The organism is Brevundimonas diminuta 3F5N (genome assembly GCF_900163625.1).
Classification (GTDB): Bacteria; Pseudomonadota; Alphaproteobacteria; order Caulobacterales; family Caulobacteraceae; genus Brevundimonas; species Brevundimonas diminuta_A.
Window position 1 is genome coordinate 49861 of sequence record NZ_FUIE01000079.1, and the last position, 16091, is coordinate 65951.

Genomic DNA, 16091 nt, shown 5'->3' on the forward strand with positions numbered 1-16091 from the left:
AAAAATCAAAACACAGATACTGGATAGATGAAAGTAGCCGCGCCCTGACAACAACGGAGCCGAAATTAATATGACGATAGCTATAACCAGCCGAACATCATCATGAACAATATGTCGTCGTCATAGAATTCACCATATTTGATCCAACCATACAGCGCCGGTGAACCGACTACGGCTCCAGTTCGATGTCCCAGTAGAGATAGTCGAGCCAGCTCTGGTGCAGGAAGTGGGGCGGGAAGCGCCGTCCCGCCTGCTGAAGCTGCCAGGCGCTGGGCTGGTGAGCGGTGCGGCGCAGGGGCATGTGGGCCTGGCCGGGCGTGCGGCCGCCCTTGCGCAGGTTGCAGGGACCGCAAGCCGCGACAATGTTCTGCCACGTCGTGCGCCCGCCGCGCGAGCGGGGGATCACGTGGTCGAAGGTCAGATCCTGGGCCGTACCCGGCGCGCCGCAGTACTGGCAGGCGAAACCGTCGCGCAGGAAGACGTTGAACCGGGTGAAGGCCGGCTTGCGGTCCTGGTCCACATAGGACTTCAGGCAGACCACGCTCGGCAGCGGCATCTCCAGCGAGGGGCTGCGGACGACCTTGTCATAGGTGGCGACCACGTCGACGCGGTCCTGCCACACGGCCTTGACCACCTCTTCCCACGGCCACAGCGACAGAGGAAAATAGGACAAGGGCCTGAAATCGGCGTTCAGCACCAAGGCTGGAAAGCCGGACGGCGGGCGGGACAGGACCTGCATCAGGCCCTCCCGCTCATACGGGGGGTTATCGACGCGACAGGACTGAAGACACGTCTCCTTCCTTGGTCTGATGGCGAAACCCTACGCCTGATTCTCCCGCATCGCCATGACAGATACGGCGCGTTTTCGTGACGCGCCCTTAGAAGACCTCGACCAGTTCAAAGCGCTCGCAGACCACCTTCATGCCCGGCGCCCATGTGCCTTCGCGACGGTAATAGGCCTCATGGGCGTCGCGCCACCATTCGTAGGTCAGGTCGCCTTCTCCCTCGGCGCGGGCGAAGTCCTCGCTGACCTGCCCGAAGGGCATGATCTCGACCTCGGTCGTGCGGATCGCGCAGCGAGGGACGCCGGCGCCGTCCAGAATGACGCTGACCTCGCCCACGGTCGGCATGATGTCGGCCTCGCATGACGCCAGCGACGAACAGGTCGCGCGCTTGCCGCCCGCCAGCACCAGGGCCAGCAGTTCATCAGCCAGTTCGGGGCTGTCGCCAAAGGGCCAACGGGGCGCATCCGCATAGGCGGCGGGAAGGTCGCTCATCTTCATCCTCAATAACTGGTCTTAATAACGCGAAGCAGCGGTTGGAAAGGCGGGCAGGCTCCAGCCCCACTTCAGGGCGCCGGCGCGCACGCCGAACCCGGCCACGACGGCGACCGCCACGGCTGGCCATGTGGGCAGGCTCACCGCCTTCAGGCCGACGAACAGGGCCGCAGACACCAGGGCGGCGGTGATGTTCAGTTCGCGCCGCAACAGGATGGAGGGCTGGTGCGCCAGCACGTCGCGCACGATGCCGCCGAAGCAGGCCGTCAGCACGCCCATGACAATGCAGATCAGCGGCGTCACGCCGTAAGAGGCCGCCTTGGCCGCCCCCATGACGCCATAGGCCGCCAGCCCCACCGCATCCAGCCACAGCAGGGCGCGGAAACGCCATGACCGCGACCCCAGCATCCAGAAGCCGACCGCCGCCACCATGCAGACGGCGACATAGCGCCAGTCCTGCACCCAGAAGACGGGCGCCCCGATCAGCAGGTCGCGCAGGGTGCCGCCGCCCATGCCGGTCACGGCGGCGAAGAAGGCGAAGGTCAGGACGTCATGCTTCTCGCGCGCGGCGGCCAGGGCGCCGGTGGCGGCGAACACGGCCACCCCCGCAAAATCCAGCAACGGCAACACCGCAGCCGGACGAACCAGGTCTGCGCCCGCGATCGGCTCCAACATCGTCATCATCCCCAGGGCGCCGTGCGGCGCCGTCTTCGGGGTCGCCCCCAGCCTTCATGAATGCCGAAGGCTAGACCATTTTCGGTTCAGTCGGAATCGACTGAACCCAGAACAATGGTCCAGAATTATCTGGAGCGAATATCTGAGTTTAGTTGGACCCGCGTCCAACTAAACCGATTTCGCTCTAGACGCCCTCGTCCAGCGCGATTTCGCCGCGCCGAACGCCACCATACCACCCCCAGAGCAAATGCGCCGCCACTGCGCGATGCGGCCGCCAGATCTCGGCGCGGGCATAGGCCTGTTTCTCGTTCGGGCGGTCCTCGGCGCGGTCGGCCCAACGCATGGCCTCCTGCAAAGCCACGTCGCCGCCGGGAAAGACATCCGCCCGCCCTTCGCAGAACATCAGGAAGGTCTCGGCCGTCCACTTGCCCACCCCCTTGATGGCGACCAGGGCGGCGATGGCCTCGGCGTCGTCCAGCCGTTCCAGATGGTCGAAGTCGATATGGCCGTCCGCATGGGCGCGGGCGATCTCATGACCGTATTTCGCCTTCTGGCCCGACAGGCCGAAGGTGCGCAGCGTCTCGACATCCCGCGCCAGCACGGCGTCGGGCGTCACCTGCCCGTCCAGCCCCTCGACCACCCGTTTCCAGATGGCGGCGGCGGCGGCCACTGACACCTGCTGCTCGACGATCATGCGGAACAGGCCCTCATAGCCGCCGGGCCGCAGCCGCCACTCGAACACGGGCGTCGAGGCGTGGGCGCGCGCCAGCGCCGGATCGGCGGCGGCCAGGGCCTCGCGGGCGGCGGCGACGGAGGCGGGTGACGGAGCAAGGGCCATGACGCCATGCTAGGCCTGCGCCCCATCCCTCGAAAAGAGCCGTTCGCCGCCCGGTTCTGACCACGGCCGGAAACCGCTAGTCTGTCGCCATGTTCGCCACCCGCTTCGCCCCCTCGCCCACCGGCCGCCTGCACAAGGGGCACGCCTTTTCGGCCCTGACGGCATATCGGGCGGCGAAGGCGGCGGGCGGGCGCTTCGTGCTGCGGATCGAGGACATCGACCCGACGCGCTGCAGGCCCGAGTTCGAGGCGGCGATCTACGAAGACCTCGCCTGGCTGGGGCTGGATTGGGAGACGCCCGTGCGGCGTCAGTCCGATCACCTGGCCGACTACGCCGCCGTGGTCGAGGCGCTGGACCGGCGCGGCCTGCTCTATCGCTGCTTCCGTACCCGCAAGGAGATATTGGACGCCATCGGCGACGCCCCCCATGGCCCCGCCGAAGCGGCGCGCCCCGGTCCGCATCCGCTCGAGGAAGAGGCCCGTCTGCTGGCCGAGGAGCGCCCCTTCGCCTGGCGGCTGTCGCTGGATCGGGCCAAGGAGGCGCTGGGCGGCGCGGCCTGGGACGCCCTGAGTTTCGTCGAGGAAGGCTCGGGCCCCAAGGGCGAGATCGGCGTGGTCAAGGCGCGGCCCGAGACGGCGGGCGACGTGGTGCTGGCGCGCAAGGACGCCGGGACCGCCTACCACCTGGCGGTGACGCACGACGACGCCCTGCAGGCGATCAGCCACGTCATCCGGGGGCAGGACCTGTTCGAGGCGACGCATATCCAGCGGTTGATCCAGGCGCTGATGGACTGGCCCGCGCCGGTCTATCGCCACCACCGCCTGCTGGCCGGACCTGACGGCCGCCGCTACGCCAAGCGCGACCGCTCGGTTACCTTGGCTGAACTGAGAGAGGGCGGCCTGACGCCTGAAACGCTGAGGGCGGAACTGGGGTTCTGAGACCGAACCGCCGTCAGATCGGCATCCGCATGATTTCCTGATAGGCCGAGATGACCTGGTCGCGGACGGCCATGACCGTCTCCAACGAGGCCTCGGCCGAGGAGATGGCGGTGACGACGTCGATCAGATTGCCTTGCCCCTGGACCGATTGGGCCATCTGGGTTTCAGCCGCGCGGGTCTGCTGCGTCGTCTGCGTCATGACGTTCTGCAGCAGATCGGCGAAGCCCCCGGCCGCGTTCGGGCCGGTGCTGGCCGCCGCATTGGCCGAAGTGGTGACGCTGACGCCGCTCCCGCCCTGTGCGGCGGCGTAGGCGCGGGCGGCCATGATCGGGTTCATGCCCTAAGCCCTCTATTTCTTGATGATGTCGAGGGTGCGGGACTCCATGTTCCGCGCCGTCTCGATGACGTTCAGATTGGCCTCATAGGCGCGCTGCGCCTCGCGCATGTCCATCGCCTCGACCAGGGTGTCGACGTTAGGCCGCTGGACATAGCCTTCCGCGTTGGCCGCCGGGTGCGAGGGGTCGTAGTCCATGCGGAAGTTGCTCTGGTCCGGCCGCACCTCGGCCAAGACCACGCCGGTCGCGCCGTCGACGTTGCGGGCCTGGAACACCGGCGTCTGGCGGCGATAAGGCTGACCGCCCGCGACGTTGGCCGTCGATTCCGCGTTGGCGATGTTCTCGGCGATGATGCGCATCCGCGACTGCTGCGCCTTCAGCGCGCTCGAGGCGACGGCCATGGCGGTGTTGCGTGGGGTGACGGGACGGCCGTTGATCGGGTCAGGCATGATTCAGTCCCCCTCAGGCGCCAGGCTTCTTGGCCGCCAGGCGGATCATCTGCATCGACTTCTGGTAGAAGCCGATGGCGGCGTCATAAGCCATGCGGCTCTCGGCCATCTTGAGCATCTGCTCCTCGACCACGACCGAATTGCCGTCCAGCGTGGTCTCGGAATCCGGGGCGTTGGTCGCCTCGAACCGCGCGGCCTGGCCGGGCGGCGAGATGTGGCGGGCGTTGGTGGCCATCATGCGCAGCCCGCCGCCCGTCCGCATCGCCTCGGCGAAGTCGGTCGGCGTCTTCAGGTCGCGCGCGACATAGCCGGGGGTATCGGAGTTGGCGACGTTCTGGGCGATCACCCGTTGACGGTCGTCCAGCCAGCCCAGGCGGCCCTTGATCTGATTCAGCAGCGGCAGGTCGGTGACGGACACGCGAATCCCTCGGACGAACGGATCGGCAGAATTTGCCGCCTGCATGGTTAATATCTCGTATCCCTAAACGCGCCGTTAACCACGTCCGTTGAAACATGCCCTCGAAGCGCCGCGTCCGCGCGCCGCCGCCGTATGCGTCTGGGGCTGCATCCGCATGAACTTCCTCGATCTGTTCCGGGCGATCTTCGGCCTGGCCATCACCCTGGGCATTATCGGCCTGGCCGCCTGGGCGGCGCGCCGCTATGCGCCCGAATTCCTGGCCCGCTTCCAGGGACAGCAGGGCCAGGTGCGGCGGATGAAGGTCATCGAGACCCTGATGCTGGACCCCTCGCGCCGCCTGGTGCTGATCCGCGTCGATGACGAAGAACGCCTGATCCTGCTGGGCGAAGGCCGCGAGCTGATCGAGCCGCGCCAGCCGGGAGGCGTGAAGTGAAGCGCCCGGCCCTGTTCGGCATGCCGACCCGCGCCGAGTTGAAGCGCGCGGCCCTGCTGTCGCTGATCACCACCGCCCTGTGTCTGGTCTGGCCGCTGGGCGCCCTGGCGCAGGAGGCGGCGCAGAGCGGATCGGCCATCAACATCGACCTGGGCAGCGGCGCGGGCCTGACGCAGCGCGTCGTGCAGCTGGTCGGGCTGATGACCGTGCTGTCGCTGGCGCCGTCCATCGTCATCATGACCACCAGCTTCGTGCGAATCGTCGTGGTGCTGTCCCTGCTGCGGACGGCGCTGGGGATGCAGCAGTCCCCGCCGAACGCCGTCCTGGTGTCCCTGGCCCTGTTCCTGAGCGCCATCGTCATGGGTCCGACGTGGCAGGACGCCTATGATTCGGGTGTCCGCCCTCTGATGGATCAGCAGATGGAGCTGCCTCAGGCGTTCGATGCGGCGTCCGAACCGGTGAAAACCTTCATGCTGGCCCAGGTGAAGCCGGACGACCTGGCGTTGTTCACTCGCCTGTCGCGTGTAGAGGCCCCGGCGGACATGCAGGACCTGCCCCTGCGCGTGGTCACGCCGGCCTTCATGATCAGTGAGTTGAAGACCGCCTTCACCATCGGATTTCTTCTTTTTGTTCCGTTCCTTGTGATCGATCTGGTGGTCGCCAGCGTGCTCATGTCCATGGGTATGATGATGCTGCCGCCGGTGGTGGTCAGCCTGCCGTTCAAGCTAATCTTCTTCGTCCTGGTGGACGGGTGGAGACTGGTCGCCGGCAGCCTGGTCGAGAGCTTCCAGAGAGCCTCCGGAACCGGATAAATCCCCAGCCTGCAAGGCCTGCGCGCTGATGCGGGCTTGCCAAGCTCCCCAAAACCGTCGTTGATCCCCCGGTCCTCGCCCGGCGCTTCTTTCCGGGCGACCACCATCGGGAAAATACCCTCATGACCACTCAAGCTGAACTGATCGCCGCCGTCGCCAAAGACGCGGGCGTGTCGCAAGCTGACGCCGGCAAGGTGCTGACCGCCATTGTCGAGAACATCCACAAGGCCCTGAAGAGCGGCGACGACGTTCGCATCTCGAACCTGGGCGTGTTCGACACGGCTGAGCGCGCCGAGCGCGAAGGCCGCAACCCGGCCACGGGCGCGACGATCAAGATCCCGGCCTCGAAGGCCGTGCGCTTCCGCGTGTCGAAGCCTCTGAAGGACGCCGTCAACGGCTAAGCCTTACAGGCGCGTTCGATCCTCCTTGCGGGGATAGACGCAAAAAACCCCTCTCCCGCCGGGAGGGGGGTTTTTTATTGGCCCGCGCCGCTCTTCGCGCGGAACTCGGCCTTGGTCTGGGTGATCCAGCCGGCATAGGCGTCTGCCCCGGCGCTGAGGGCGGCGAAGTCCTGCGGGCGGCCGGAGCCGTCGGCCCCGTCCAGTCCCGCCAGCGCCACCCGGATGGCGCCGGGCGAACGCGCCCCTTCGGCGAAGCGGGCGTAGTTCTTAGACAGGCGGTTCAGCGCCCCTGCGTCCCGCGCCAGGGAGTAGCCGGCGCCCGCACGAATCAGGCGCGTTTCCTCGACCTCGCTGAGCGGGACGGCCGTCTCCTTCCAGCGATCGCCCAGACGCTGTTCATAGAGGGCGGCGGCCGCCCCCCACTGCTGCTGCTTCCACAGGATATCGGCGCGCACGTCGCGCGCGGCGGGCGAAGCGTCCTTGCCCAGCACCTCCAGCGCGTGGTCATAGCGGCCCAGCTCCATCAGGGCGCGGGCCTCCAGCGCGCGGCGCTCCTGATTCATGGCCGTGGGCAGCAGAGTCGTGCGCGATGACCACAGGGCCTTCAGCGCCTCTTCCGGCTGGCGGTTCATCAGATAGACGGCGGCCAGATTGGTCGACACCTGGGCCTTGGCCACCCCGTCCAGCCGGTTCTCGGCCTGATATTTCAGCAGCTCCGCCGCCTGATCCAGCAGGTCCACATCGATCAGGCGCCGGGCCAGGCGCCGCACCATCTCGTCTCCGTCGGCGCCGACGGGCGTCAGCTCGCGGAAGTCGAAGAACAGGGCCAGCGCCTGCACCGGCTGCAGGCCGTCGGCCGCGCCTTCCAGGAACAGGGCGCGGAAGGCGTTGTCGAGATCAGCCTGAAGCCGGTCGCCGCCCGGCAGGGTGACGATCTTCGACCCGGCCGTCTTCAGCGTGGTCAGGGCCTCGCGATAGCGGCCCTGCGACAGATAAAGCTCGCCCAGAGTGCGGATCACGGCCAGCTCGGTCGCATCCCCGCGCCAGCGCCATTTCAGCGCCTCCAGCTGGGCGGCGGCCGCGTCGGCTTTCAGCGTCCCCTTGGCCATCTCCAGCTTGATGACGCCCAGGCGCGCAGGCGTGGCGATGCCGTCCAGCGGGGCGCGCGCCACGGCCTTGTAGATCGCCAGGGCGCGGTCGGGGTTCTGATCCAGTTCGAACAGCCGCGCCTGCACCAGGCGGGCCGTCAGTTGATCGGGAGCCGAGACGTTCGGCTGGCTGAAGACATAGGCCAGAAGTTCGCGCGCGGCGTCGGCGTCGCCGGTCTCGACCGCCGCCATGGCGTGGGCGGCGCCGAAGCGGGCGCGCCATTCAGGGGCGAAGCCGTCGACCACGCCTGCGCCTGCTGCAAACAACCGCCGCGCGTTGGCCCAGTCGCCTTGCTGAGCCGCGATATAGCCCTGCCACACCTTGGTCGAGGGATCTCCCGCCAGCGCGCCGGACGAGAAGTCGGCCTCGGCCTCGGCGAAACGGCCGATCGAAGCGCGGGCGGCGCCGCGCAGACCGCGCACCTCGGCCACGCCCTGCATGGCGGGCGTCTGCTTGATCAGGGCGTTCAGCACCCCGACCGCCTCGAACCCCAGACCATGACCGATCAGGAAGCGGGCGTAGGCCAGTCGCGCCTCGATCGGGGCGCGCAGGTCTTCAGTCGCGCGGCCGCTTTCGCGTTCGGCGGCGTCCTGAAGAGCGCGGTGGCGGGCGGTGAAGCCGCCCTCGTCCGCATCGGCGGACCAGTCGGTCAGGATCAGGGCCGGGCGCGACGCGGCGCGCGGCGCGTCCCCGCCCTCAACCGCCGTCTCCAATCCGGCTGTAGGTGAAGACAGGGTCAGACCGCGCGGGCGCGTCACCGTCACCAGGTCGCCGTCGGCGGTGACGCTCAGGTCATCGGTCGGCGTTTCGACCGCTAGGCCGTGGGCGGTGGGCAGGAAGCCCGCGTCCACCGTGCGCCGCCCGGTCTTCAGCCCCTTGCCGGGGGCCAGGGCGGTGACGGCGGCGAAGCGGTCGCCGATCATCGGGTCGGTCAGCCAGACGGTGCGGGTCGCCCCAGCCATGCGCGCAGTCAGCGACGCCTTGACCGCATCGTCGCGCTCGATGTCCACGCCGCTGGGCGAGGGCGCGGTTCCGCCGATGGTCACGACCCAGGTCGATCCCTCGGCGCGGGCGGCCACAGCCTGGCCTGGCTCGACCGGAATGCGCACGGCGGTGAAATCGGGACCAGCGGCCCAGCGGGCGCCGTTCAGCCCCTCGCCCTTCATCTCCATGCGGGCGGCATGGTCGAAGACGGCCCAGACCGCCTCGCCGCGCCGGAAGACGGCGGCGCCGACCGGCCCGTTCCAGGCGAAACGCATCACCGTCTGCTGGCCCTTGACCTCAGCCGCCACCGGCACCGCCCCGCCGATCGGCACCGGCGAGGGGCGCGAACCGTCGGCGCGCGCGCCCGGCGCATACAGGTTCAGCCAGACGGCGCCGTCGGCGGTCCCGCTGGTCGCGCCCGCCCCCTCGGCCAGGGTCAGCACCAGTTCGGTCGCCCCCTGGGCGGCGCGGGTCTCGATCTTCTCCAGCCCCTTGGGCGGATCGACGCGCAGGCGGCTGACGTCCGGGGCGGCGGTCGTGCCGATGCGGACCACGACGGTGCGACCGTCCTGGCGCACCCGCGCACGCGATCCCACGATCCCGGCGAACTCGATCTTGGTGAAACCGGCGTTGGCGCCGATGCGGATTTCGACCGGCGCGCCCGCATGGGCAAGCGACGGCGCCGGAGCCAGGGGCGCGAAGACGACGACGCCCGCCGCGGCGGCCGCCACGGTCGTCTTCAGAACGCGCTTCTTGGCGGTGGCCCCGGACATATTGCGCGCATGCTCGCGCGAAGGGCTTTAATCGCGGTTAACGGGGCTTAAATCGCGGAAAACAAAGCCCTGCCCATCAACCTTCCCACATGGATAGGACAAAACACCCGCTTGCGTCCGGGCGCCCGAAGGCCGAAACCATCAGCCATCGTTCTTTTCAGGAACAGTCCCGTGTCCGACCCTGCCTATCCCCCGTTGAGCCCGCTCAAAACCGGCCTACGCGCCCGCTGCCCCCGCTGCGGCGAAGGCCCGGTGTTCAAGGGCTATCTCGCCCTGCGCGAGTCCTGCCCGGAGTGCGGTCTGGACTACAGCTTCGCCGATCCGGCGGACGGCCCGGCCTTCTTCGTCATGTGCGCAGTCGGCGTCGTCGGCATGGTCGCCTTCATGATCTTCGAGTTCACCGTGCACCCGCCGATCTGGGTCCATTTCGTCGTGACCTTCCCGATCCTGGCGGCCATGTGCCTGTGGGTGCTGCGGCCTTTCAAGGGATGGATGGTGGCCGAGCAGTATTTCCACAAGGCGGAAGAAGCCACCTTCGTCAGCGTCGGCAAGCATGGCGAAGGCTACGGCTGGCGCGGCCAGGCCGAGCGCGCCGCCAAGGCCGCCGCCCGCGACAAGGACTGAGCGGCGGCCTCTTCTTAGGCGGTTGGATCAGTCGGCCCGGAAGACCTGGCCGCCCTTCATCACGAAGCGCACGCGCTCCAGTTCGGTGACATCCGTCAGCGGATCGCCGCCGACCGCGATCAGGTCGGCGGGCATGCCCGGCGCCAGACGACCGGCTTCGTTCTGGATGCGCAGGTGCTCGGCGGCGCCGACCGTCGCCGACTGGATCGCCTCAAGCGGCGTCAGACCGGCGCGGACCAACAGGGCGAACTCGCGAGCGTTGTCGCCGTGTGCCGAGACGCCCGAGTCGGTGCCGAAGGCGATCTTGACCCCGCCGCGATGGGCGCGCGCGGCCATGTCCAGCATCTTGGGACCGGCTTCCAGCGCCTTGGCCGTCTGGGCCGGGGTGAAGAAGTTGTCCGGGCTGGAGGCGACGCGGGCCACGAAGTCGCCCGCCATCAGCGTCGGCACCAGCCAGGCGTTGTTCGCCTTGAACATCCGGATGGAGTCGTCATCCAGATAGGTGCCGTGCTCGATGGAGTCGCCGCCCGCCTTCAGGAAGGCGTTGATGCCGTCGCCGCCGTGGGCGTGGGCGGTGACCTGGCGGCCCATGCGATGGGCGACCTCGACGATCGAAGCCAGTTCGTCCTCGGTGAACTGTTGCGCTAGGCCTGCAGCCGTATTGGACAGGACGCCGCCCGTGGCCGTGATCTTGATGATGTCGGCGCCCGCGCGCACCTGCATTCGCACCGCGCGACGGCAGTCTTCCGGACCCGAGCAGATGCTCTCAGGCGACATCAGGTGCAGGATGTCGTCGCGATAGCCGTTGACGTCGCCGTGGCCCCCGTGAACCGAAACGGCCGAACCGGCGGCGATGATGCGCGGTCCGGGCACGTCGCCCGTGCGGATGGCGTCGCGCAGGGCGAAGATGGATTCGTTCGTCGCCCCCAGGTCGGCCACCGTAGTGAAGCCCGCATTGAGCGTGCGCCGCGCATACCGCGCGCCGACCATGGCCTGGGCCGCGTTGGACTGCGTCAGTCCGTCGAGGCGCGAATTCGGGTTCGATTCGAAGGTCAGGTGGACGTGGCTGTCGATCAGCCCCGGCAGGACGAAGGCCGAGCGCAGATCGACGACGTTCCCCTCGCCGACGAAGCCGTCGCGGATCTCGACGATCTGGTTCCCTCTGATCACGAGAGTTTTATCACGCAGCACCCGGCCGCTGGCCGGATCGGCCAAAAGCCGCCCCACTTGAACGAACTTCGTCGGCTGTTCAGCGGAAACCGACGCCGGCGCCGGGGTTTGACGCGCTTCGGCGCCGGTCGCGGCCAGAACGGCCGCGGTCACAATCAGGGCAAGCTTTTTCATTTATCCCTCCCGTTACTGAGGCGGGCAACATAACCGTTCCAATCTTTGCGCCAAGGCCAAGGTTGCCTTGCACGGACGGTTCATGAAACAAGCCGATACAGTTGTTTAACGTGCGAGGGGCGTCGCATGCGGCTTTCCAGACGTGGCTTGATCCTGGGCGGTTCGGCCCTGTTGGCGGGGTGTTCCTCCGCCGCTTCCACCACCAGCCTTCAGCTCGCCGGAGCCGTCGCTCCAAACCTTCCGACCCTGCCTGAGCGGGCGGCGGCGGCTCACGTCCAGGTCGCACAGGCCGGGACGGCGATCGATCCCCACGGCGTCGTCCGCAAGGATCTGCTCGAACGCGCCCGCGCCGCCCTAGACGTGCACGGCCACAAGATCAGCCGGCGCGACCGCATGTATCTGGTCGATTTCCAGAAATTCTCGGGCGAGGACCGCTTCTACGAGGTCGATCTGGAAGGCGGCTGGGTCACGGCCTATCGCACCAGCCACGGGCGCGGCTCGGACCCGGCGCACTCAGGCTACGCCCAGCAGTTCTCGAACCGCCCGGACAGCCATATGTCGTCCATCGGCGCCTACGCCACGGCGGGCGCCAGCTGGGGCAGCCAGCAAGGGCCGAACGTCCTGCTGGACGGACTGGAGTATTCCAACAACCTGGCGCGCGAACGGGCCATCATCATCCACGGCGCCGACTACGCCGACCCGGCCTTCTTGGCGCGCCAGGGCAAGCTGGGCCGGTCCTACGGCTGCTTCTCGGTGTCTCACGCCGACCTCGTCCCCCTGCGCGAGCGCATGGGCGAAGGCCGGCTGCTGTTCGCCATGACCTAAAGCACGGCGGAGCCGCCTCAGCGCGGCTCCAGCGCCCGCCAGCCGATGTCGGTGCGGTGGAAACCGCCCGGCCAGTCGATCCTGGCGATGGCCTCATAGGCGCGCTCGCGCGCCTGGGCCACGTCGTCGCCATAGGCGCAGACGTTCAGCACACGACCGCCCGCCGCCGCCAGGACGCCGTCATCGCGCAGCTTGGTCCCGGCATGGAAGACCTGGACGTGCGGGCCGAAGTCCTGATCTGCGCCGCGGATGACCGAGCCTTCCAGCGGGCTGTCGGGATAGCCCTTGGCCGCCAGCACCACGCAGATCACCACCCCCGGCTTGAACGCCGGCGCCGGCGCCTGGGTCAGGTCGCCGCGCGCGCAGGCCAGCAGCAGCGGCACGACGTCGCCGTCCAGCCGCATCATCAGCACCTGACACTCCGGATCGCCGAAGCGGGCGTTGAACTCGACCACCTTGGGGCCTTCGGCCGTCGCCATCAGTCCGACGTAGAGGACGCCGCGATAGGGGGCGCCTTCCTCGGCCATCTTCTGGATGGTCGGAACGACCACGCGGTCGTTGGCCGCCTGGGTGAAGGCCGCCGTGAAGACGGGCGCGGGCGAATAAGCGCCCATGCCGCCGGTGTTCGGCCCCAGATCGCCGTCGAAGGCGCGCTTGTGGTCCTGGGCGCCGCCAAACAGCACGGCCCGCGTCCCGTCCGACAGGGCGAAGAGGGACCCCTCCTCCCCGTCCATGAATTCCTCGATCACCACGCGCGATCCGGCCGATCCGAACCGCCCGCCCAGCATCCGCTCGATCTCGGCCTCCGCGTCGGCGCGATCGGGACTGATGGCCACGCCCTTGCCCGCCGCCAGACCGTCGGCCTTGATGACATAGGGGGCCGAATATTGATCCAGCGCCGCCTTGGCCGAGGCGACGTCCTCATAGACGCCATAGCCCGCCGTCGGGATGCCGTGGCGTTGCAGGAAGGCCTTGGAGAAGGCCTTGGAGGTCTCCAGCTGCGCCGCCGCCTGCGTCGGGCCGAAGCAGGGGACGCCCGCCGCGTTCAGCCGGTCGGCCAGACCCTCGGCCAGGGCCGATTCCGGACCGACCACGACCAGATCCGCCTTCATCTCGCGCGCCAGCGCCGCCAGACCCTCGGCGTCAGTGGCCTTCAGGTCGGGCCGCATCTCGCCCAGCTTGGCCATGCCGGGATTACCGGGCGCAACGACGAGCCGCGCGACCAGCGGCGACTGGGCGATCTTCCAGGCCAGGGCGTGTTCGCGCCCTCCCGATCCGACGAGCAGAATGTTCATGGGGGCGGAATGGCCGCACGCGCCGTCCCGGTCAAGCGCCGGAAAGGGTTAGCGGCCCCTCGACGGCGGAAATCAGGGAACCCAGGCGGGCAAGGCTTTCAACTGCGCCAGCGTCATGTTCGACACCAGGTCGTAGTCATCGCCCTCCTTCCGCGTGGTCAGGCCATCCAGCGAAATACGGACCCAGCGCGGGCCGCGCTCGCCTGCCGGCTCGATGATCAGGCCGGTGACGGCGCCCGAGGCGTCCATATCGACCCGCTGAACGTCGCCCAGATCGACGCCCGCAGGCGTGATGAGGTCGGCGTCCTCCAATTGCGTCACGGTCAAGCCTAGGGCCATGGCCCCCGCCGGGGCGGCGGGCTCCCCATGGACGGTCGGCGCCGAGGCGGCGTCGGGCGAGGCCTCGGGCGTTCTGTCCGGCTTGGCCGGCGGCTGCGAACAGGCCGCCAGCAGGGCCGCAGCCGAGGCGGCCGCGAACAAGGTCTTCATCATCGAACCCTCCTGTCTCTAGATCAGGGCCGAGACCACATAGACGCCGGCGCCGGCCAGAAGAATCACCCCCAGAACCAGCCACGGGCTGAGCGTCGGATTGTTGCTGCGGCGCGCCAGTTCGCGCTCGCGCGCCTGGTCGGGCGGCAGGTCGTCGGCCGTCGGCTCTTCCGGAAACGGGTCTGGAGACTGCACCATGATCGGCGAACGCGCGCGGGGACGCGGCCGTTCCGCCACGCTTGCCGCCCATGTCTTTGCGCGCGCGGCGGCGACGGCTAGGGTGCCGTCATGACCTCCGACGACGACTACGCCTTCGAGGGCGCGGCCCCGCAGCCCGCCCGCGACAACAACCCGCCGCTGTCGATCTCGGAGCTGAGCTTCGCGCTCAAACGCACCCTGGAGGAACGCTTCGGCCATGTGCGGCTGCGCGGCGAGATCTCCAAGGTGAACCGCCACGCCTCGGGCCACGTCTATCTGACGCTGAAGGACGACAAGTCGGCCATCGACGGCGTGATCTGGAAGGGCGTGGTGCGCGGCCTGGGCGTCCAGCCCGAGACCGGGCTGGAGGTCATCGTCACCGGCAAGATCACCTCCTATCCGGCGCGGTCCTCCTATCAGATCGTGATCGAGAGCATGGAGGCGGCGGGCGCGGGCGCCCTGTTGGCCCAGCTGGAGCGGCTGAAGGTCAAGCTGCGCGACGAAGGCCTGTTCGACCCGGCGAAAAAGAAGGCCCTGCCGACCTTCCCGGCGACCATCGGCGTCATCACCAGCCCGACCGGCGCGGTGATCCGCGACATCCTGCACCGCATCGCCGAGCGCTGGCCCAGCCGCGTCATCGTCTGGCCGGTGGTGGTTCAGGGCGACGCCGCCAGCGGCCAGGTCGCCAACGCCATCCGCGGCTTCGACCAGATGACGCCCGACGGCCTGATCCCGCGCCCCGACCTGCTGATCGTCGCGCGCGGCGGCGGCTCGGTCGAGGATCTATGGTGCTTCAACGACGAAGCTCTGGCGCGCACGGTCGCGGCCGCCCGCATCCCCATCATCTCGGCCGTGGGGCACGAGACGGACACCACATTGATCGACTTCGTGTCCGACCGCCGCGCCCCGACCCCGACCGGCGCGGCCGAGATCGCCACCCCGGTTCTGGCCGACCTGCGCTGGGCGCTCAGCGATCTGGAGGGACGGCTGTCGCGCGCCGGGTCGCGGATGCTGGAAGACCGCCGCACCCGCCTGCGCGCCGCCGCGCGCGGCCTGCCCGCCCGCCCCGAAGACCTGCTGGCCCTGCCGCAGCAACGGCTGGACCATGCCGCCAGCCGCCTCGGCTCGGGCCTGCATCGCAATGTCGCCGTGCATGAGCGCCAGCTGGCGGTCGCCGCCGGTCGCCTGACGCCCGGCCTGCTGCGCGCGCGCGTCGAGCGCGGTCAGGATCGCCTGCGCGGCGCGGCAGACCGTCTGACTTCCGCACTTCAGGCTGGCGTCGCCCGCAACGAGCGCCGCCTGTTGCAGACGGCGGGTCGCCTCAGCCCCGCGCCCCTGCATCGCCGCCTCGATCAGCGGCAGGCGCGGCTGGAGGCGCTCACCTTACGTCTGGACGGCGTCATGCCGCGTCGGCTGGAACGCGCCGAGGACCGCCTCGCCGCCCTGTCCCGCGCCCTGACGACGCTGAACCCCAAGACGCCCAAGCCCGGCTTCGCCCGCATCGAGGACGCCGACGGCGCCATGATCGCCTCAGCCGCCGCCCTGTCGCCGGGGCAGGTGGTGCAGATCGTCTTCGGCGACGGCGCCAAAGGCGCGACCATCGACGGCGAGGGTTCAACGCCGCGTGCCGCCCCGGCGCCCAAGCCCGCGCCGCGCCCGAAGGCCCTGCCTGCAAGCCAGGGCGACCTGTTCTAACCCAGCTCCCGCTCATCCCGGCGGAGGCCGGGACCCAGTGAGAGCGACGCGCTCGGTTCTCTGAAATTTGTCGCCAAGTGTTCAGGCGCTGAGGTTGAAGCCAAAGCACTGGGTCCCGGCCTCCGCCGGGATGAGCGGG

19 protein-coding genes are annotated in these 16091 nt (G+C 68.9%); 7 read left to right on the top strand and 12 right to left on the bottom strand.

Annotation, left to right across the window (positions count from 1 at the left end):
- Window positions 1–169: 169 nt before the first annotated feature.
- The 4 genes from FM111_RS13955 to FM111_RS13970 all read right to left on the bottom strand — a co-directional run bounded on the left by FM111_RS13955 (window position 170) and on the right by FM111_RS13970 (window position 2790).
- Window positions 170–742, bottom strand: coding sequence for an HNH endonuclease (locus FM111_RS13955; protein WP_179205116.1), 573 nt, complete (start codon window positions 740–742; stop codon window positions 170–172).
- Window positions 743–878: 136 nt separating this feature from the next.
- Window positions 879–1277, bottom strand: coding sequence for an ASCH domain-containing protein (locus FM111_RS13960; protein WP_179205114.1), 399 nt, complete (start codon window positions 1275–1277; stop codon window positions 879–881).
- A 21-nt stretch (window positions 1278–1298) separates the two neighbouring features.
- Window positions 1299–1961 (bottom strand): trimeric intracellular cation channel family protein, encoded by a 663-nt coding sequence (locus tag FM111_RS13965; RefSeq protein WP_087141527.1) that lies wholly within the window; start codon window positions 1959–1961, stop codon window positions 1299–1301.
- Window positions 1962–2136: 175 nt separating this feature from the next.
- A complete protein-coding gene (locus tag FM111_RS13970) occupies window positions 2137–2790 on the bottom strand; it encodes a DNA-3-methyladenine glycosylase family protein (protein WP_087141528.1) in 654 nt (217 codons plus the stop codon).
- A gap of 89 nt (window positions 2791–2879) precedes the next feature.
- Between FM111_RS13970 and gluQRS the strand changes: the two genes are divergently transcribed.
- Complete coding sequence (gene gluQRS, locus FM111_RS13975) at window positions 2880–3728, top strand: tRNA glutamyl-Q(34) synthetase GluQRS (protein WP_087141529.1); 849 nt, start codon at window positions 2880–2882, stop codon at window positions 3726–3728.
- A gap of 13 nt (window positions 3729–3741) precedes the next feature.
- On the opposite strand, the gene fliE is transcribed toward gluQRS, so the two are convergent.
- The 3 genes from fliE to flgB are packed head-to-tail and all read right to left on the bottom strand — an operon-like array spanning window position 3742 to window position 4930.
- The gene (fliE, locus tag FM111_RS13980; protein ID WP_087141530.1) at window positions 3742–4065 is read right to left on the bottom strand and encodes a flagellar hook-basal body complex protein FliE; all 324 of its coding nucleotides are present in this window, start codon (window positions 4063–4065) and stop codon (window positions 3742–3744) included.
- Window positions 4066–4077: 12 nt separating this feature from the next.
- Window positions 4078–4512 (bottom strand): flagellar basal body rod protein FlgC, encoded by a 435-nt coding sequence (flgC, locus tag FM111_RS13985; RefSeq protein ID WP_256968325.1) that lies wholly within the window; start codon window positions 4510–4512, stop codon window positions 4078–4080.
- Window positions 4513–4525: 13 nt separating this feature from the next.
- Window positions 4526–4930, bottom strand: a complete 405-nt coding sequence (gene flgB, locus FM111_RS13990) for a flagellar basal body rod protein FlgB (RefSeq protein ID WP_087141531.1) — start codon at window positions 4928–4930, stop codon at window positions 4526–4528.
- Between the two features lie 154 nt (window positions 4931–5084).
- Between flgB and FM111_RS13995 the strand changes: the two genes are divergently transcribed.
- From FM111_RS13995 to FM111_RS14005, 3 genes are all read left to right on the top strand, one after another.
- A complete protein-coding gene (locus FM111_RS13995) occupies window positions 5085–5363 on the top strand; it encodes a FliO/MopB family protein (RefSeq protein ID WP_087141550.1) in 279 nt (92 codons plus the stop codon).
- A 20-nt stretch (window positions 5364–5383) separates the two neighbouring features.
- Complete coding sequence (fliP, locus tag FM111_RS14000) at window positions 5384–6175, top strand: flagellar type III secretion system pore protein FliP (protein ID WP_087141549.1); 792 nt, start codon at window positions 5384–5386, stop codon at window positions 6173–6175.
- 122 nt (window positions 6176–6297) lie between these two features.
- Window positions 6298–6576 (top strand): HU family DNA-binding protein, encoded by a 279-nt coding sequence (locus FM111_RS14005; protein WP_003170475.1) that lies wholly within the window; start codon window positions 6298–6300, stop codon window positions 6574–6576.
- Between the two features lie 74 nt (window positions 6577–6650).
- Here FM111_RS14005 and FM111_RS14010 read toward each other — a convergent pair whose 3' ends face one another.
- Window positions 6651–9482: a tetratricopeptide repeat protein gene (locus FM111_RS14010; RefSeq protein WP_087141532.1), complete on the bottom strand. Its 2832-nt coding sequence runs from the start codon at window positions 9480–9482 to the stop codon at window positions 6651–6653.
- A 252-nt stretch (window positions 9483–9734) separates the two neighbouring features.
- Between FM111_RS14010 and FM111_RS14015 the strand changes: the two genes are divergently transcribed.
- Complete coding sequence (locus FM111_RS14015) at window positions 9735–10106, top strand: DUF983 domain-containing protein (RefSeq protein WP_087141533.1); 372 nt, start codon at window positions 9735–9737, stop codon at window positions 10104–10106.
- A gap of 27 nt (window positions 10107–10133) precedes the next feature.
- Here FM111_RS14015 and FM111_RS14020 read toward each other — a convergent pair whose 3' ends face one another.
- On the bottom strand, window positions 10134–11450 hold the full coding sequence (locus tag FM111_RS14020; protein ID WP_087141534.1) for a metal-dependent hydrolase family protein: 1317 nt from the start codon (window positions 11448–11450) through the stop codon (window positions 10134–10136).
- 126 nt (window positions 11451–11576) lie between these two features.
- Here FM111_RS14020 and FM111_RS14025 point away from each other — a divergent pair, with 126 nt between their 5' ends.
- Window positions 11577–12275 carry a murein L,D-transpeptidase catalytic domain-containing protein gene (locus FM111_RS14025; RefSeq protein WP_087141535.1) on the top strand — a complete coding sequence of 233 codons (699 nt, stop codon included), beginning with the start codon at window positions 11577–11579 and terminating at the stop codon, window positions 12273–12275.
- A 17-nt stretch (window positions 12276–12292) separates the two neighbouring features.
- Here the strand turns inward: FM111_RS14025 and purD are convergent, their stop codons facing one another.
- The 3 genes from purD to FM111_RS14040 all read right to left on the bottom strand — a co-directional run bounded on the left by purD (window position 12293) and on the right by FM111_RS14040 (window position 14296).
- Window positions 12293–13570 carry a phosphoribosylamine--glycine ligase gene (gene purD, locus FM111_RS14030; RefSeq protein WP_087141536.1) on the bottom strand — a complete coding sequence of 426 codons (1278 nt, stop codon included), beginning with the start codon at window positions 13568–13570 and terminating at the stop codon, window positions 12293–12295.
- Window positions 13571–13642: 72 nt separating this feature from the next.
- Window positions 13643–14062, bottom strand: a complete 420-nt coding sequence (locus FM111_RS14035) for a PRC-barrel domain-containing protein (RefSeq protein ID WP_087141537.1) — start codon at window positions 14060–14062, stop codon at window positions 13643–13645.
- Window positions 14063–14077: 15 nt separating this feature from the next.
- Window positions 14078–14296 carry a hypothetical protein gene (locus FM111_RS14040; RefSeq protein ID WP_256968330.1) on the bottom strand — a complete coding sequence of 73 codons (219 nt, stop codon included), beginning with the start codon at window positions 14294–14296 and terminating at the stop codon, window positions 14078–14080.
- A 51-nt stretch (window positions 14297–14347) separates the two neighbouring features.
- Here FM111_RS14040 and xseA point away from each other — a divergent pair, with 51 nt between their 5' ends.
- Window positions 14348–15952, top strand: a complete 1605-nt coding sequence (gene xseA, locus FM111_RS14045) for an exodeoxyribonuclease VII large subunit (RefSeq protein WP_087141538.1) — start codon at window positions 14348–14350, stop codon at window positions 15950–15952.
- The last annotated feature ends 139 nt before the right edge of the window (window positions 15953–16091 follow it).

Excerpts from the sequence above, each read along its gene's own strand:
- FM111_RS14025 (WP_087141535.1), top strand. The coding sequence starts at position 11,577 with ATGCGGCTTTCCAGACGTGGCTTGATCCTGGGCGGTTCGGCCCTGTTG.
- FM111_RS13995 (WP_087141550.1), top strand. The coding sequence starts at position 5,085 with ATGAACTTCCTCGATCTGTTCCGGGCGATCTTCGGCCTGGCCATCACC.
- FM111_RS14035 (WP_087141537.1), bottom strand. The coding sequence starts at position 14,062 with ATGATGAAGACCTTGTTCGCGGCCGCCTCGGCTGCGGCCCTGCTGGCG.
- FM111_RS13965 (WP_087141527.1), bottom strand. The coding sequence starts at position 1,961 with ATGATGACGATGTTGGAGCCGATCGCGGGCGCAGACCTGGTTCGTCCG.
- purD (WP_087141536.1), bottom strand. The coding sequence starts at position 13,570 with ATGAACATTCTGCTCGTCGGATCGGGAGGGCGCGAACACGCCCTGGCC.
- FM111_RS13970 (WP_087141528.1), bottom strand. The coding sequence starts at position 2,790 with ATGGCCCTTGCTCCGTCACCCGCCTCCGTCGCCGCCGCCCGCGAGGCC.
- flgC (WP_256968325.1), bottom strand. The coding sequence starts at position 4,512 with ATGCCTGACCCGATCAACGGCCGTCCCGTCACCCCACGCAACACCGCC.
- FM111_RS13960 (WP_179205114.1), bottom strand. The coding sequence starts at position 1,277 with ATGAGCGACCTTCCCGCCGCCTATGCGGATGCGCCCCGTTGGCCCTTT.
- fliE (WP_087141530.1), bottom strand. The coding sequence starts at position 4,065 with ATGAACCCGATCATGGCCGCCCGCGCCTACGCCGCCGCACAGGGCGGG.
- FM111_RS14020 (WP_087141534.1), bottom strand. The coding sequence starts at position 11,450 with ATGAAAAAGCTTGCCCTGATTGTGACCGCGGCCGTTCTGGCCGCGACC.
- FM111_RS14010 (WP_087141532.1), bottom strand. The coding sequence starts at position 9,482 with ATGTCCGGGGCCACCGCCAAGAAGCGCGTTCTGAAGACGACCGTGGCG.
- fliP (WP_087141549.1), top strand. The coding sequence starts at position 5,384 with ATGCCGACCCGCGCCGAGTTGAAGCGCGCGGCCCTGCTGTCGCTGATC.
- gluQRS (WP_087141529.1), top strand. The coding sequence starts at position 2,880 with ATGTTCGCCACCCGCTTCGCCCCCTCGCCCACCGGCCGCCTGCACAAG.
- xseA (WP_087141538.1), top strand. The coding sequence starts at position 14,348 with ATGACCTCCGACGACGACTACGCCTTCGAGGGCGCGGCCCCGCAGCCC.
- FM111_RS14005 (WP_003170475.1), top strand. The coding sequence starts at position 6,298 with ATGACCACTCAAGCTGAACTGATCGCCGCCGTCGCCAAAGACGCGGGC.